The 13,298-nt window shown below is 41.5% G+C and carries 16 protein-coding genes, 1 tRNA gene and 1 pseudogene; 15 read left to right on the plus strand and 3 right to left on the minus strand.

Going from position 1 to position 13,298, the window contains the following annotated elements:
• The first annotated feature begins 101 nt into the window (after positions 1-101).
• The 4 genes from H5993_RS04160 (at position 102) to H5993_RS04175 (ending at position 3,374) form a co-directional block, all read left to right on the plus strand.
• Complete coding sequence (locus H5993_RS04160) at positions 102-548, plus strand: GAF domain-containing protein (RefSeq protein ID WP_204776342.1); 447 nt, start codon at positions 102-104, stop codon at positions 546-548.
• 69 nt (positions 549-617) lie between these two features.
• Positions 618-1,871, plus strand: a complete 1,254-nt coding sequence (locus tag H5993_RS04165) for a chloride channel protein (RefSeq protein WP_204776343.1) — start codon at positions 618-620, stop codon at positions 1,869-1,871.
• Positions 1,872-1,955: 84 nt separating this feature from the next.
• Positions 1,956-2,044 (plus strand) — tRNA-Ser (locus H5993_RS04170).
• Between the two features lie 175 nt (positions 2,045-2,219).
• Positions 2,220-3,374, plus strand: coding sequence for a hydroxymethylglutaryl-CoA synthase (locus tag H5993_RS04175; RefSeq protein ID WP_204776344.1), 1,155 nt, complete (start codon positions 2,220-2,222; stop codon positions 3,372-3,374).
• 322 nt (positions 3,375-3,696) lie between these two features.
• Here the strand turns inward: H5993_RS04175 and lexA are convergent, their stop codons facing one another.
• Positions 3,697-4,323, minus strand: a complete 627-nt coding sequence (lexA, locus tag H5993_RS04180) for a transcriptional repressor LexA (protein WP_204776345.1) — start codon at positions 4,321-4,323, stop codon at positions 3,697-3,699.
• Positions 4,324-4,460: 137 nt separating this feature from the next.
• Between lexA and H5993_RS04185 the strand changes: the two genes are divergently transcribed.
• Positions 4,461-4,712, plus strand: a complete 252-nt coding sequence (locus H5993_RS04185) for a DUF896 domain-containing protein (protein WP_180871887.1) — start codon at positions 4,461-4,463, stop codon at positions 4,710-4,712.
• A 67-nt stretch (positions 4,713-4,779) separates the two neighbouring features.
• On the plus strand, positions 4,780-5,007 hold the full coding sequence (locus H5993_RS04190; protein WP_204776346.1) for a YneF family protein: 228 nt from the start codon (positions 4,780-4,782) through the stop codon (positions 5,005-5,007).
• Positions 5,008-5,059: 52 nt separating this feature from the next.
• Here the strand turns inward: H5993_RS04190 and H5993_RS04195 are convergent, their stop codons facing one another.
• A complete protein-coding gene (locus H5993_RS04195; RefSeq protein WP_204776347.1) occupies positions 5,060-5,698 on the minus strand; it encodes a lysophospholipid acyltransferase family protein in 639 nt (212 codons plus the stop codon).
• Positions 5,699-5,792: 94 nt separating this feature from the next.
• Here H5993_RS04195 and H5993_RS04200 point away from each other — a divergent pair, with 94 nt between their 5' ends.
• The 9 genes from H5993_RS04200 to H5993_RS04240 all read left to right on the plus strand — a co-directional run bounded on the left by H5993_RS04200 (position 5,793) and on the right by H5993_RS04240 (position 12,686).
• A complete protein-coding gene (locus H5993_RS04200) occupies positions 5,793-6,545 on the plus strand; it encodes a methyltransferase (RefSeq protein ID WP_204776348.1) in 753 nt (250 codons plus the stop codon).
• Complete coding sequence (locus H5993_RS04205) at positions 6,535-6,807, plus strand: GIY-YIG nuclease family protein (RefSeq protein WP_180871891.1); 273 nt, start codon at positions 6,535-6,537, stop codon at positions 6,805-6,807. The genes H5993_RS04200 and H5993_RS04205 overlap by 11 nt, the downstream gene beginning before the upstream one ends.
• Positions 6,808-6,928: 121 nt before the next feature.
• Positions 6,929-7,927: a D-2-hydroxyacid dehydrogenase gene (locus H5993_RS04210; RefSeq protein ID WP_204776349.1), complete on the plus strand. Its 999-nt coding sequence runs from the start codon at positions 6,929-6,931 to the stop codon at positions 7,925-7,927.
• A 169-nt stretch (positions 7,928-8,096) separates the two neighbouring features.
• Positions 8,097-8,876 (plus strand): 30S ribosomal protein S2, encoded by a 780-nt coding sequence (gene rpsB, locus H5993_RS04215; RefSeq protein ID WP_180871893.1) that lies wholly within the window; start codon positions 8,097-8,099, stop codon positions 8,874-8,876.
• A gap of 96 nt (positions 8,877-8,972) precedes the next feature.
• Complete coding sequence (gene tsf, locus H5993_RS04220) at positions 8,973-9,848, plus strand: translation elongation factor Ts (protein WP_204776350.1); 876 nt, start codon at positions 8,973-8,975, stop codon at positions 9,846-9,848.
• 76 nt (positions 9,849-9,924) lie between these two features.
• Complete coding sequence (pyrH, locus tag H5993_RS04225; protein WP_204776351.1) at positions 9,925-10,650, plus strand: UMP kinase; 726 nt, start codon at positions 9,925-9,927, stop codon at positions 10,648-10,650.
• A 1-nt stretch (position 10,651) separates the two neighbouring features.
• Positions 10,652-11,212: a ribosome recycling factor gene (frr, locus tag H5993_RS04230; RefSeq protein WP_204776352.1), complete on the plus strand. Its 561-nt coding sequence runs from the start codon at positions 10,652-10,654 to the stop codon at positions 11,210-11,212.
• A gap of 146 nt (positions 11,213-11,358) precedes the next feature.
• Positions 11,359-11,730, plus strand: coding sequence for an iron chaperone (locus tag H5993_RS04235; RefSeq protein ID WP_204776353.1), 372 nt, complete (start codon positions 11,359-11,361; stop codon positions 11,728-11,730).
• 11 nt (positions 11,731-11,741) lie between these two features.
• Positions 11,742-12,686 carry a linear amide C-N hydrolase gene (locus tag H5993_RS04240; RefSeq protein ID WP_180871898.1) on the plus strand — a complete coding sequence of 315 codons (945 nt, stop codon included), beginning with the start codon at positions 11,742-11,744 and terminating at the stop codon, positions 12,684-12,686.
• A gap of 165 nt (positions 12,687-12,851) precedes the next feature.
• Here H5993_RS04240 and H5993_RS09695 read toward each other — a convergent pair.
• Positions 12,852-13,163 (minus strand): annotated as a pseudogene (locus tag H5993_RS09695) (IS110 family transposase); the annotation flags it as partial.
• Between the last annotated feature and the right edge of the window lie 135 nt (positions 13,164-13,298).

The following is a 13,298-nucleotide window of genomic DNA, read 5'->3' on the forward strand; positions in this document are numbered from 1 at the left end:
ATACATAAAATCCCCTAAATCAAAAAAATTGGTACTGCTAGGATTTTACTCCTATCAGTACCAAATATTGTAGACCCTAAAATGTTCATGAGGTGAGAAAAATGGCAGATACTGATTATGATTTACTGCAAGAACAAGCACAAGCTTTAATTACCGGTGAAGATGACTGGGTTGCGATTACGGCTAATCTAGCAGCGCTCTTATTTAATTCTTTGGAAGAGGTTAACTTTGCAGGCTTTTACCGGATGAAGGACGGTGAATTAATTCTTGGGCCTTTCCAAGGTCAGGTGGCTTGTGTCCATATTCAACTTGGAAATGGGGTTTGTGGAACAGCTGCTCAACAAGAAAAGACGATCGTTGTTCCCAACGTTCATGAGTTTGCTGGCCATATCGCTTGTGATGCAGCATCTAATTCTGAAATCGTTGTTCCGGTCTTTAAGGATGGTCGATTTTGGGGCGTCCTAGATATTGATAGTCCAAAACTTAACCGTTTTAGCGAAGCTGACCAGATCGGTTTGGAAGGGCTTGCGGAATTAATTTTTAATTAAGCCCTAGTGTTCATCAAAAAAATGGTGCTAAAATAAAAAGCGAAATTTTTTGAAGGATACTGATTTATTATGGAGAATGTTACAAGTCGTCGCCAGGATATTAATTTAGCGGTGATTACAGTTTGTTTAGGTTTAATTGTTGGTTGCTCGTCAATGCTATTAGGGGTGCTACTGGACACAGTGGAGCACCTTTTTTTAGGTTTTGTTGAAAATAATCAGATGCCGGTAGCAGTGAATGCTTTACCGAGTCGGCGATTAGTTTCGTTGATTATCGGGGGAATCATTAGTGCCGTTGTCTGGTATTTCTTACAAAGAGATTGGGAACCGGTTGGGATTAACGCCTCAATTAAAGGAAAACGAATGCCAGTTTTGCGGACGGCAATTCATGTTATGACCCAGATTTTCTACGTTAGTACCGGGGGTTCTATCGGACGTGAATTAGCGCCACGACAGGCCGGGGCAATGATTGCCGACAATTTGAGTCGCTCCTTTGATCGGCATGGATGGTCAATTGATCCGGAAGACCGACGCTTACTAATTGCAGCTGCCGCTGGGGCCGGTTTTGCCGGGGTCTATATCTCCCCAATTACTGGGACTATGTTTTGTTTAGAGTTGCTTTACAAAAAAATTAATACCCGGTCGGTTGCCGTTAGTGTGACAATGTCATCAATTGCAACGATGGTTGGTTCAATTACGAAGGGCTTTGTTCCTTATTATTTAACTGGGAATCGTCACTATGGCCTAGTTGTTATTCCTTTGGCAATTCTCTTAGGAATCGTGAATGGTTTCTTAGGAACAATCTTTAAAAAATTTATCAAACTTGCTAGTCAAAACCGGGCTAAGGGGAAAGCAATTCTTTGGCAACTTAGTTTAGTGGGGCTTTTAACTGGCCTGGTTGCAATGTTTTTCCCAGCGGTTTGTGGAAATGGCCGGGGCCTTGCTCAATTAGCGATGAATACAAACAGCTCAACAGGACTAAGTGGTGCCTTGTTGTGGTTAGTGTTTGGTTTTTTCGCTAAAGCCATTGTTACGCTTTTGACCATTAAAGGTGGGGGATATGGTGGAACGCTAACCCCATCAATTGCAATTGGAGCATGTACCGGTGTTTTGCTTGGAGTTGTCTATATGGCGGTTGTCCCCGGGATAACGCTGGCTCAATGTGCTGTCTTAGGAGCTGTTTCACTATTAGCAGCTTCACAACAAGCTCCCTTAATGGCCCTGTTTATGATTTTTGAAGTCTGCCACATGCAATATTCAGCTTTGCTTCCGCTTGGATTAGCAGTTGCTGTTTCAATCTGGGTTTCAAAGCAAATGCAAAAGTAATTAAGAAAGTGGTTATGAAGCTTTTGTTATAAGATACCTTGCCAACGCTTCTTGAAGATGCTAAACTGTAGTAGTCAATTTAATGGAGAGTTGGCAGAGTGGTAATGCACCGGACTCGAAATCCGGCGAACCCATGTTGAATGGGCGCGCAGGTTCAAATCCTGTACTCTCCTTTAAATAATTAATTATAAGGCCGATTAAGCGTCAGAGAGATGACGTTTAATCGGCCTTATACGTTATATGATAAAAGTATTAGGGAACGTTTGTAAATTGTTCTGTTTTACAAATTCTAGCAAACTAGATAAAATAATTACACTATAGTAAATAAGAATATCTGGAGGGATAGTTTTGAAGATTGGTATTGACCGGGTTGGTTTTGCGACCACATCTCTTTTTCTGGATTTAAAAGATTTAGCAGTTGCGCGGGGTGTTGATCCCAATAAATACTTGATTGGGATTGGTCAAAGCGAACAAGCGGTGATTCCTCCTACCCAAGATATAGTAACTTTGGCAACTCAAGCAGCAGCTAAATTTCCTAAAGCTGAATTGGCACAGGTTAGTACCTTGATTGTCGCAACTGAGTCAGGAATTGACAATTCAAAGGCGAGTGCAGTTTACGTCAAGCACCTCTTAGGTTTGGATGATTTTGTTCGGACGGTCGAATTAAAAGAAGCTTGTTACTCGGCAACGGCTGGCCTTCAATTTGCGAAAGGGTTAATTGTCCTTAATCCGAATGAACGGATTTTGGTAATCGGATCAGATATTGCTCGTTATGGGCTTGAAACAGGTGGTGAAGTTACCCAAGGTGGGGGCGCGGTTGCAATGATGGTGACGGCTAACCCCCGGGTAATGGTCTTTGGGGATACGAACGTAGCGATGACGAAGGACATTATGGACTTCTGGCGGCCATTATACCGGACAGAAGCCTTAGTTGATGGTAAGTTCTCAACCCAGGTTTACATTGATTTTTTCCAAGCCTGCTGGCAACGTTACCGGCAACTAACTGGGCGGACTTTAGCTGATTTTGAAGGCTTTCTCTTCCATTTACCGTTTACGAAGATGGGGCGAAAGGCGCTCGCCAGTGAATTAGGTGACCGAGAAGATGAAGTTGCCAGCCGCTATTGGAACATCTTGGCAGCTAGTCAAATTTATAGTCGACGAGTTGGAAATTTGTATACAGGTTCTCTTTACTTAGGTTTACTTTCCGCATTAAATAACGGCCAATTAGAGGCTGGTAACCAGTTAGGATTATTCAGTTATGGTTCTGGGGCTGAAGGTGAATTTTATACGGGAACTTTGGTTGCGGGGTTTGAAAACTTTATTGATCATCCGGATAAGTTTTTGGATCAACGGCGGCAAGTTTCGGTAGCTGAGTATGAGCAGTTATTTAATCAACAATTAGGAATGAAGAGTGAAGATATCACTTTTGATGTTTCAAATGATCCAGCCGAATTTGTCTTAGCTGGGCAAACGGATCATAAACGGGTTTATCAACGGAAGTAAAACAAAAGAAGAATGGCGAGGCTGGGGAAAAAGCTCCTTGACGACCTGGTTGGGATAAGAAGAGCGAAGGTTGATTCATTAGAATCGGCTTTTTGTTTGCACTTATCCGCTAAGGCCGTAATTTGGAGCGAACCAGCCAACTGGTTTGGCGTTTGTGAGCCCGTGCAAGGCTGAATCGGTTGGTGCGACCGTTAGGAAAGCAACTACCATTTAGCCACCGTTTTGACCTTAGTTACTAAGTAACATTCGGAGATGAAAGAAGAGGCCGGGAAGAAACATTTGTTTCTTCCTGGCCTCTCTTCTTTTGTTTGCCGACTAAAATCTAGAAAATACTATCCCGGAACAAACCAATCACCCGACCTAAGATTCGTACATCGTCAAGAATAATTGGATCCATATCATCGTTTTCAGGTTCAAGGCGGTAGTAACGAGCTTCTTTGTAGAACCGCTTACAAGTCACTTCGTTTTCGGCCGTCATCGCTATCACAACATCCCCGTTATTGGCAGTTTCTTGTTGTCGGACAATCACCTTATCACCATTCAAGATTCCCATGTTAATCATACTGTTACCTTTAATGGTTAACATGAACAAGTCATCGTTATCTTGAATGGTTGGCGGAACTGGGTAGTAATCCGTTGCTTCTTCGATTGCTAAAATCGGTTGACCAGCTGCAACAACTCCCAAAAGTGGAATTTCGTGTTGGTGGGGCTTAATTCCAATGGCTGCTAAACCATCCTGAGTGATTTCTAAGGCTCGTGGCTTGGCTGGGTCTTTTTGTAAATAACCGCGTTTGATTAATCGGTTAATATGCCCGTGGACCGTTGAAGTTGATGAAAGACCAACGGCATCACAAATTTCGCGGATCGTTGGTGGATATCCTTGTTCGGTTACTTGTTGATGAATAAAAGCAAGGACTTCAAGCTGTTTTGGCTCGGAATTTCTTGGCATAGTGATTACTCCTTGTTATAATTTTTTCCATTTTAACATGATTTTTTCTAAATGTAAAACATGCGTTCGAACTTTTCTGCTTGCATTTAAGTCTTGATTTGAGTATGCTAAATTCAGTTCTCTAAGGAGTTGATACGATGACTGAATCAAATGAACAAGACCAATTGTTAAAACGCATTAACGAATTGGCCCATAAAAACAAAACGGTTGGTTTAACTACAGCTGAAAAAGCAGAACGTAAGAAACTACGGGATCAATATCTAGCTAATTTCCGCGAAGCTTTTCGGTCTAACATTGAGATGATGCGAATCTATGATAAAGACGGAAAAGAAGTAACCCCAGAAAAGGTCCGTCAAGTTCAACGGAAAAAAGGTTTGCGCGACGATTAAAAATCACTTTTAAAATTCCTCTAGATTGTGTAACATAGATATGATAACAATAAAGGGGGAAAGACAAGTGGGTCTTACAATCGCCTTAGTAATTCTGGCATTAATTGTCGGAATTGCCGTTGGTTTCTTCGGGGCACGCCGTTACATGGAAAACTACCTGCGTAACAATCCGCCAATTTCGGCAGATATGTTACGGACGATGATGCTTCAAATGGGGCAAAAGCCTTCTGATAAGAAGTTGCACCAAATGATGCAAACCATGAAGAACCAAGCTAAGAAAGCTAACAAAAAGTAGTGGAGTACTACAAAATAAAAAAGCGGCTGGATTTTCCGGTCGCTTTTTTATTTTAAAAATGATCATCTGCAGGCTTTTCAGGCATCTGATAGTGATAGTTTGGGTCTAATTGTTGATCCAAACTATCAAAAGCACTTTGCATTTGCTGGCTAATCTGAGCCATGTTTTCTTCTGATAACTTCATCTTCCGATCAATCGTAATTGGTTTTCCAATCGCAATCTTTCGTTTTTCCCGCCGAAAAAGTTGCTTAAATTTCAGTGGTCCTTGGTAAACGGCTGGAACTAAGGGAACCCCAGCAAGTTTAGCGATTACTAACGCACCACCCTTGAGTTTTGAGGAATAGCGTGAACCGGAAGGAAAAATGATTGTTGCTAAATCCGTTTGTTTTAAAATTCGAACCGGAGTCTTAACCGCTGACGGACCAGGATGAACTCGGTTAACGGGGAAGGCATTTAGTTTCCGTAAAAAGTAATTAGCAAACTTGCTTTGGAAAATTTCTTCTTTTGCCATAAAAGCAAATTTCTTTGGATAAATTGCTAAGGCTAATAAAACCGGGTCCATCCAGGAACGGTGTGGTGCTACCAAAATGTAGTTTCCTTTTGGTAGGTTTTCTTTACCGACTACGATTGGTCGCCCATTAATTAAATTTAGAAACGGTCCCACCACATGGACTAAAAAACTATAAAGCATTGACAAACCTCACATGAAAAATTTACTGTAAATACATTACTAAGTATAGAAGATTGAATTTTATTTATGCAAGTAGTTGGAGGAATTAAATATCGTGGCAGATGATCTATTGCAAGCAAACGAAAGGATTGATCAACTTTCCGCCCAAGGGATTCAAATTATCCAAAGTTCGGAAGTTTTCGCTTTCTCACTGGATGCGGTTTTACTAGCTGATTTCGTTCGACCTAACCGAAAACATAATTTGCAAACGGTTGACCTTTGTGCTGGTAACGGAGCGATTGGGCTCTTCTTAAACCGTAAACTTGGCGGTCAGATTATTGAAGTAGAATTGCAGGACCGCTTGGCTGATATGGCGAGACGGAGTGTTCAACTAAACGATTTAGCCGAACGTTACCAAGTTTTAAACGTTGATGTAAAAAAAATCTATAATTATTTACCGAAAGATTCGGCAGACATTGTGGTTTGCAATCCACCCTATTTTAAGGACCACCCCCAAAGTGAAAAAAATCCAAATCAATACTTAGCTTTGGCCCGGCATGAAATTGCCCTTAATTTAAAAGAAGTAATTGAAAAAATGAGTGGCCTTTTGAAAATGAACGGGAAGGCCTATTTGGTTCACCGTCCAGAGCGGTTAACGGAAATCTTAAGCTTAATGACGAGTTTGCGTTTAGAACCAAAGCGCCTCAAGCTGATTTATCCCAAAGTTGGCCGGGATGCTAATATGGTTTTGATTGAGGCGATTAAAGACGGTAAAAAAGGTGGCTTAAAGATTGTACCACCGCTTGTGGTTGTAAATGAGAAGGGTGAATACGTTCCTAAAGTGATGGCGATGCTAAATGGTTACTAAAGCTTATTTCATGTATGTTCTATTGTGTGCAGATAATAGTTTTTACTGTGGCTTCACGGATGATGTTGACCAACGGTTCGCCACGCACCAAGCATATAAAGGAGCAAAGTATACCCGGGTAAAAAAGCGCCACCCACTTAAGTTAATTTACCAAGAGAAGTTCACCAATAAGCATGATGCTCTCTCAGCGGAGTATCACTTTAAACATCAAACACGTTTAAAAAAGGAAGCTTTCCTTAAGGATCACGGTGTGACATGGTAAAATTCTCCCGAAAATTTTGATAATATGCTATAATTTGTATTACTCCTTGAAAGCGGTTGAATTACCGTATTGAGTGTCTGTTGCTAGTCGATATCGAATGAAAACTTGGAGGCTAACTAAGATGAAAATTATTGCTTATGGAATTCGCAAAGATGAAAAACCTTATGTTGCAAAATGGCAAGCGGAACATCCTGAAGTTGAAGTAAAGATTGTCGAAGACTTACTCCTTGATGAAACAGTTAACTTAGCGCAAGGATTTGATGGGGTAGTTGCTTTCCAACAGGCTCCGTATACTGATAACGTTTTGGCAACCTTAGCAGGTTATGGAATTCATTATCTATCCTTACGCAATGTCGGGGTTGATAACTTAAATCCTGTCGCCGTGAAAGCAAACAAGATTAAGGTAACAAATGTGCCAGTATATTCACCAGCAGCAATTGCAGAATTCTCGGTTACTCAGTTATTGAATCTTTTACGGCGAACGAAAGAATACTTCCATAAGTTTGAACGGCATGATTACCGGTGGGCACCAGAAATTTCTCATGAATTAAACCAACAAGTGGTTGGGGTGATTGGTACTGGACACATCGGCCGGGTAGCAATTAACATTTATAAAGGTTTTGGGGCTAAAGTGATTGCTTATGATAAATTCCATAACCCAGAACTAGAAGCGGAAGGCCTTTATGTTGATAGCCTAGATGAACTTTATGCTCAAGCAACGGTAATTACTTTGCATATTCCATTGTTCCCAGAAACGGAACACATGCTTGATCAAGCTGCCTTCGCGAAGATGAACGATGGGGTATATATCATCAATGCTTCTCGGGGACCGCTGATTGATGAAACTGCCTTAATTGAAGCTTTAGATTCGGGTAAGGTTGCTGGGGCAGCCTTAGATGTTCTCGAAGATGAAACTAAGGTTTTCAACCATGACATGGCAGGAAAAAATATGGATTATCCAGAATTTTGGAATCTCGATAGCCGGGAAAATGTTTTAATCTCCCCTCATACGGCCTTCTACACTGATGTTGCGGTAATGAATATGGTTAAGCAAAGTTTTGATGCTAATCTTGAATTAATTCAAACTGGCAACTCAGAAAAGGAAGTTAGTTTTGACTAAATTCAGATAATTTCAAAGGGAAGGGCTTGCCTTCCCTTTTCTTTTTCGGTATACTAATTAACGGTGCAAAAAGCACAATTCACACTCGTCTTGATGGTTGAGGAAGTGCCTATGGGTACCCCAATCAGAAGAGAGGCGGGGAGGAAAAAACTATTTGGAGGTATTATTCATGTCTGTAGTTAGCATGAAGCAATTGCTTGAAGCCGGTGTCCACTTTGGTCACCAAACCCGTCGTTGGAACCCAAAGATGAAGCCATTCATCTTTACTGAACGGAACGGGATTTACATCATTGACCTACAAAAGACGGTTAAGATGATTGACCACGCTTACAATTACGTTAAGGATGTTGCCGCTAATGGTGGGGTTGTTCTTTTCGTTGGTACGAAGAAGCAAGCACAAGATTCAATCGAAGAAGAAGCGGTTCGGGCTGGTCAATACTTCGTTAACCACCGTTGGCTTGGTGGTACTTTGACCAACTGGAAGACGATTCAATCCCGGATTAGCCGTTTGAAGCAACTTAAGAAGATGGCTGAAGATGGTACTTTTGATCGTCTTCCTAAGAAGGAAGTTGCTGTTTTGACTAAGCAACGTGAAAAGCTTGAACGGTTCCTTGGCGGGATTGAAGATATGCCACGGATCCCAGATGTTCTTTACATCGTGGACCCACACAAGGAACAAATCGCTGTTAAGGAAGCTCAAAAGTTGAACATTCCAATCGTTGCGATGGTAGATACCAACACTGATCCAGATGACATCGATGTTATCATCCCATCAAACGATGATGCTATCCGTGCGGTTCGTTTGATTACGTCTACGATTGCTGATGCCGTAATTGAAGGTAAGCAAGGTCAAGACGATGCTCAATCTGAAGAAGCACCGGCAGAAGACGCTGAAGTTACTGAAGATTCTTTGAAGGATCTTAAGGACAGTGTTGAAGGCAACAACTAAAAATAGTTAATGCTTGGGCTGTTTTGCAGTTAGACCAGGAAGGCCTGAGTGCAAAACAGCTTTTTTGAAATTTAAAAAATTTAAGGAGAGATACTCATGGCAATTAGCGCAAAGCAAGTTATGGAATTACGGAAGAAGTCTGGTGCCGGAATTATGGACGCCAAGAAGGCATTAGTTGCTAGTGATGGTGACATGGATAAGGCAATGGATTTTCTTCGTGAAAAGGGGATCGCAAAGGCTGCTAAGAAGAGCGACCGGATTGCTGCTGAAGGGTTAACTGATATTGAAGTTGCTGGGAATACAGCAGCAATTGTTGAATTGAACTCTGAAACTGACTTTGTGGCTGCTTCTGATCCATTCAAGGCTGCCTTGAAGGATATCGCCAACTTGCTTGTTGAAAAGCAACCAGCTGATGTTGATGCTGCATTAGCATTGGAAACTGCTAACGGAACTTTGAAGGATGACTTGATTTCTACCACTCAAAAGACTGGAGAAAAGGTTTCCCTTCGGCGGTTTGCGATCGTTAACAAGGAAGATGGCGACAGCTTTGGTGCTTACTTACACCAAGGCGGTCGGATTGCGGCTTTAGTTGTCCTGGAAGGCGCTGATGAAACGACGGCCAAGGACGTTGCAATGCACGTTGCTGCTGTTAACCCAGAATTCATGACGCGGGAAGACGTTTCGGCTGACCGGATTGAACACGAAAAGAAGATCTTTACTGAAGAAACGCTAAACGAAGGTAAGCCTGAAAAGATCGTACCAAAAATTGTTGAGGGACGTTTAAACAAGTTCTTGTCCCAAATTTGTCTGGCTGATCAAGACTTTGTTAAGGACCCAGACCAAACGGTTGCTCAATACGTTGCTTCCAAGGGTGGCAAGTTGAAGTCCTTCATCCGTTACGAAGTTGGTGAAGGAATTGAAAAGAAGGAAACTAACCTTGCCCAAGAAATCAGTGAACAATTAAATAAGTAATTAGTAATCGTCAGAGGGGCGTACTGTACTAAAGGGGCGGTGCGTCCTTTTTTGCAAGTAAACCAGGAGGTAAATTATGACGGAATCAGTCAAATACCAACGGATTATTCTTAAATTAAGTGGGGAAGCATTAGCCGGTGATCAAGGCTTTGGGATTAACCCTCCCGAATTAAAGACGGTTGCCAAGGAACTTAAAGAAGTTCACGACCTTGGAGTGCAAGTTGGGATCGTTGTTGGTGGTGGTAACATGTGGCGTGGTGTTACCGGTGAAAAACTTGGAATGGAACGGGCACAAGCTGACTATATCGGAATGTTGGCAACTATAATGAATGCTCTTTCTTTACAAGATGCTTTAGAATTACTTGGCGTTCCAACACGGGTACAAACTTCAATTGAAATGCGGCAAATTGCCGAACCATACATTCGGCGGAAAGCTATTCGGCATTTTGAAAAGGGGCGCGTTGTAATTTTTGCTGGTGGTACTGGAAGTCCATACTTCTCAACTGATACCACCGCCGCTTTGCGGGCTGCCGAAATTAATGCCGATGCAATCCTAATGGCTAAGAACGGGGTCGATGGGGTTTACTCTGCTGATCCTAACAAGGATGCATCAGCTGTTAAGTTTGACCGTTTGACGCATATGGATATTATTAATAAACAACTTCACGTTATGGATTCAACGGCAAGTTCATTATCAATGGACAATGATATTCCGCTGGTTGTTTTCAACCTTAATACTCCTGGTAACATTTTGAAGGTTGTTAAGGGTGAAGCAATCGGTACGACGATTGAGGGGGATTAATATGACCGGTAAAGAAATTTTAGCGGAAGCAAAAGAAAAAATGGCGAAGTCAGGGGAAGCATTAAAGCGGACCTTGGCTGATATTCGGGCTGGTCGAGCAAATGCTAGTTTGTTAAATCCGGTTCAAGTCGAATATTACGGCGCAATGACGCCATTGAACCAAGTAGCTTCAATTTCAATTCCAGAAGCACGGCAACTTTTAGTAACGCCTTATGATAAGACTTTGCTTGAAGAGATCGAACGAGCAATTTATCAATCAAACCTTGGCTTAACGCCTCAAAATGATGGGACAGCTATTCGATTAATTGTTCCACAATTGACAGAAGAGCGGCGGAAAGAGCTGGTTAAAGAAGTCAAGGCTGAAACCGAAAAGGCAAAGGTTGCTGTTCGGAATGTTCGCCGGGAGGCTATGGATGCTTTGAAGAAAGGCAACAAGGACGGCGATTTCAACGATGATGAATTCCACGACCTTGAAAAGAAAGTCCAAACGGAAACCGATGATGGTATTAAGAATCTTGAAGCGATTGCGGCTGAAAAAGAAAAAGAATTGATGTCAAATTAGGAGTCAGTTTGGTAATGAAAAAAGGTAGGTTGAGAGCCATTAGGGTTCTACCTACCTTTTTCTTATAGATTAATAAACGATAAACTTGTCTTGAAAAACTTTACCATGATAAAATTATTAGAGATAAGTGAAATGGGGTTTGGGTAATGGATGAAATTGGGCGCTATCTTGAGGAAATCGAAAATCCGGTTTATCGTGAAAAGTTTCGGCAAATAATGCAATGGGTAAGTGAATATCATGAAGCCTTGGTTGGTCAAATAAAATGGAATCAACCAATGTTTACTGCCCATGACACTTTTATTCTTGGCTTTTTTGTGGCGAAGCAACATTTTTCGGTGGGCCCCGAAAAAGTGGTTTTTGAAGAATTTTTACCTACAATTAATGCATTGAAACTTAAGCACGGTAAAAAAACCTTCCAAGTTAATTTTGAAGCGGAAGTTCCATATGAGCTATTAGGAAGGATCATTGATCGAACTTTGGAATTAAAGCGAGCGACAACAACTTTTTGGCTACAGTAGGTGGAATTAAGATGTGTACAAGTATTGGTATTGTGACGCAAGATCATTATCATATTTTTGGCCGGACGATGGATTGGGATACCTTACGAGTAAGTCCCTTATTTCTCCCACGCAATTTTGAATGGCAAACGATTTATGATCATCGGACCTATCGGAATCGCTATGCTTTAGTTGGGGGTGGCTTTACAAACCTAAAACGAACGGATGTCAGTGATGGGGTTAATGAAAAAGGATTAATGGTCCAAAAACTAACCTTTGACCATGGTGGCCAATTAACGGAGGAACGACACGCTGATAAAGTCCAATTAGCAGCGTTTGAGTTAGCCCTTTATCTCTTAGGCCGTTTTGCCTCAATTGCGGATATCGCGGCGCATTTAGATGAAATCGAATTAATGACTGATACTTATAGTGATGTTAAATTTGGCCACGCGGAACAACATTTTGCCGTAATGGATGCGACCGGTCGGATGGTGGTAATTGAACCGAGCCAATCACCGTTGAAATTACGGGAAAATCCATTAGGTGTTTTGACGAATCATCCAAATTTTGAGGCGCAACTTCGCAAAATGGAAGATTATGTTACCTTTACTCCGCAGTTTGAAGCGGGGAGTGTCCCCTTAAATACTTTTCACGTCACAACCGGGCGCTTAAGTGGGAAAAAGACCCCACCGGGTGCCTATTCTCCGAGCGCGCGCTTTGTTCGTGCGGCCTATATGAAAGAATTTGCGGATCAGCCAACTAATTTAAATACTGGGATTGCAACAACGAGCCATTTGTTAGATACAGTAACGGTTCCTCAAAGTCGGGGACATCGGCCAACTTTCTCAGTTTACCGATCAATTATGGTTGCAGAAACAAAAACCTACTATTTCCAAGCTTACTCGCAGTTAGCTATGACTGCTCTCCAATTAACCCCTGAATTAGCTACACAAACGACAGCGCGGGTTTACCAATAAAAAAGCGAGGCCGAGGCCGGAAAAAACTCATGTTTCTTTCCGGCCTCCCTCTTTCCTACGATTAGTCAAGGATTAAGTATCAAAAATGAGAGTATACTAAAAATACCTGATTCAAATAGTGATTTAAAAATCATGACAATGTGATATAATCAAATTGTGAGATATTTATATCTTCACAAGGGACTTCGAGTTCGTATACCGATAATGGTATTTATATTTGATATGGTGCTTTATCATGGATAAAAGACATTTGAGGGCTTTATTCATACAAGCGACCATGGCGACCTTATTCTGTTTGGAATAAGGTCGTTTTTCTTTAAGGTAATAATAATAATCGACAATGTGATTAGGACAAGTGTGTTGATGGCGAATCATATTGCCAACCGCAAAATATAAAAGTTTACGGGCAATGAGATTCCGCTGTTTATTAATGTGATCTAGATGGCCACCTTGACTGGATTGATAACACCGAATATCAAACTGTGTAATTCATTTCCTATACACGAACTCGTAGTTCCACAACCTTAAAGCAAACTATCAAAGCTCAGATAGCGGAAGTCATTTTTTAATCCGGACTTGAAGTCCCTGAACCTATGAACGACTTTAGCTCGA

The organism is Limosilactobacillus alvi (assembly GCF_016900115.1).
Classification (GTDB): Bacteria; Bacillota; Bacilli; order Lactobacillales; family Lactobacillaceae; genus Limosilactobacillus; species Limosilactobacillus alvi.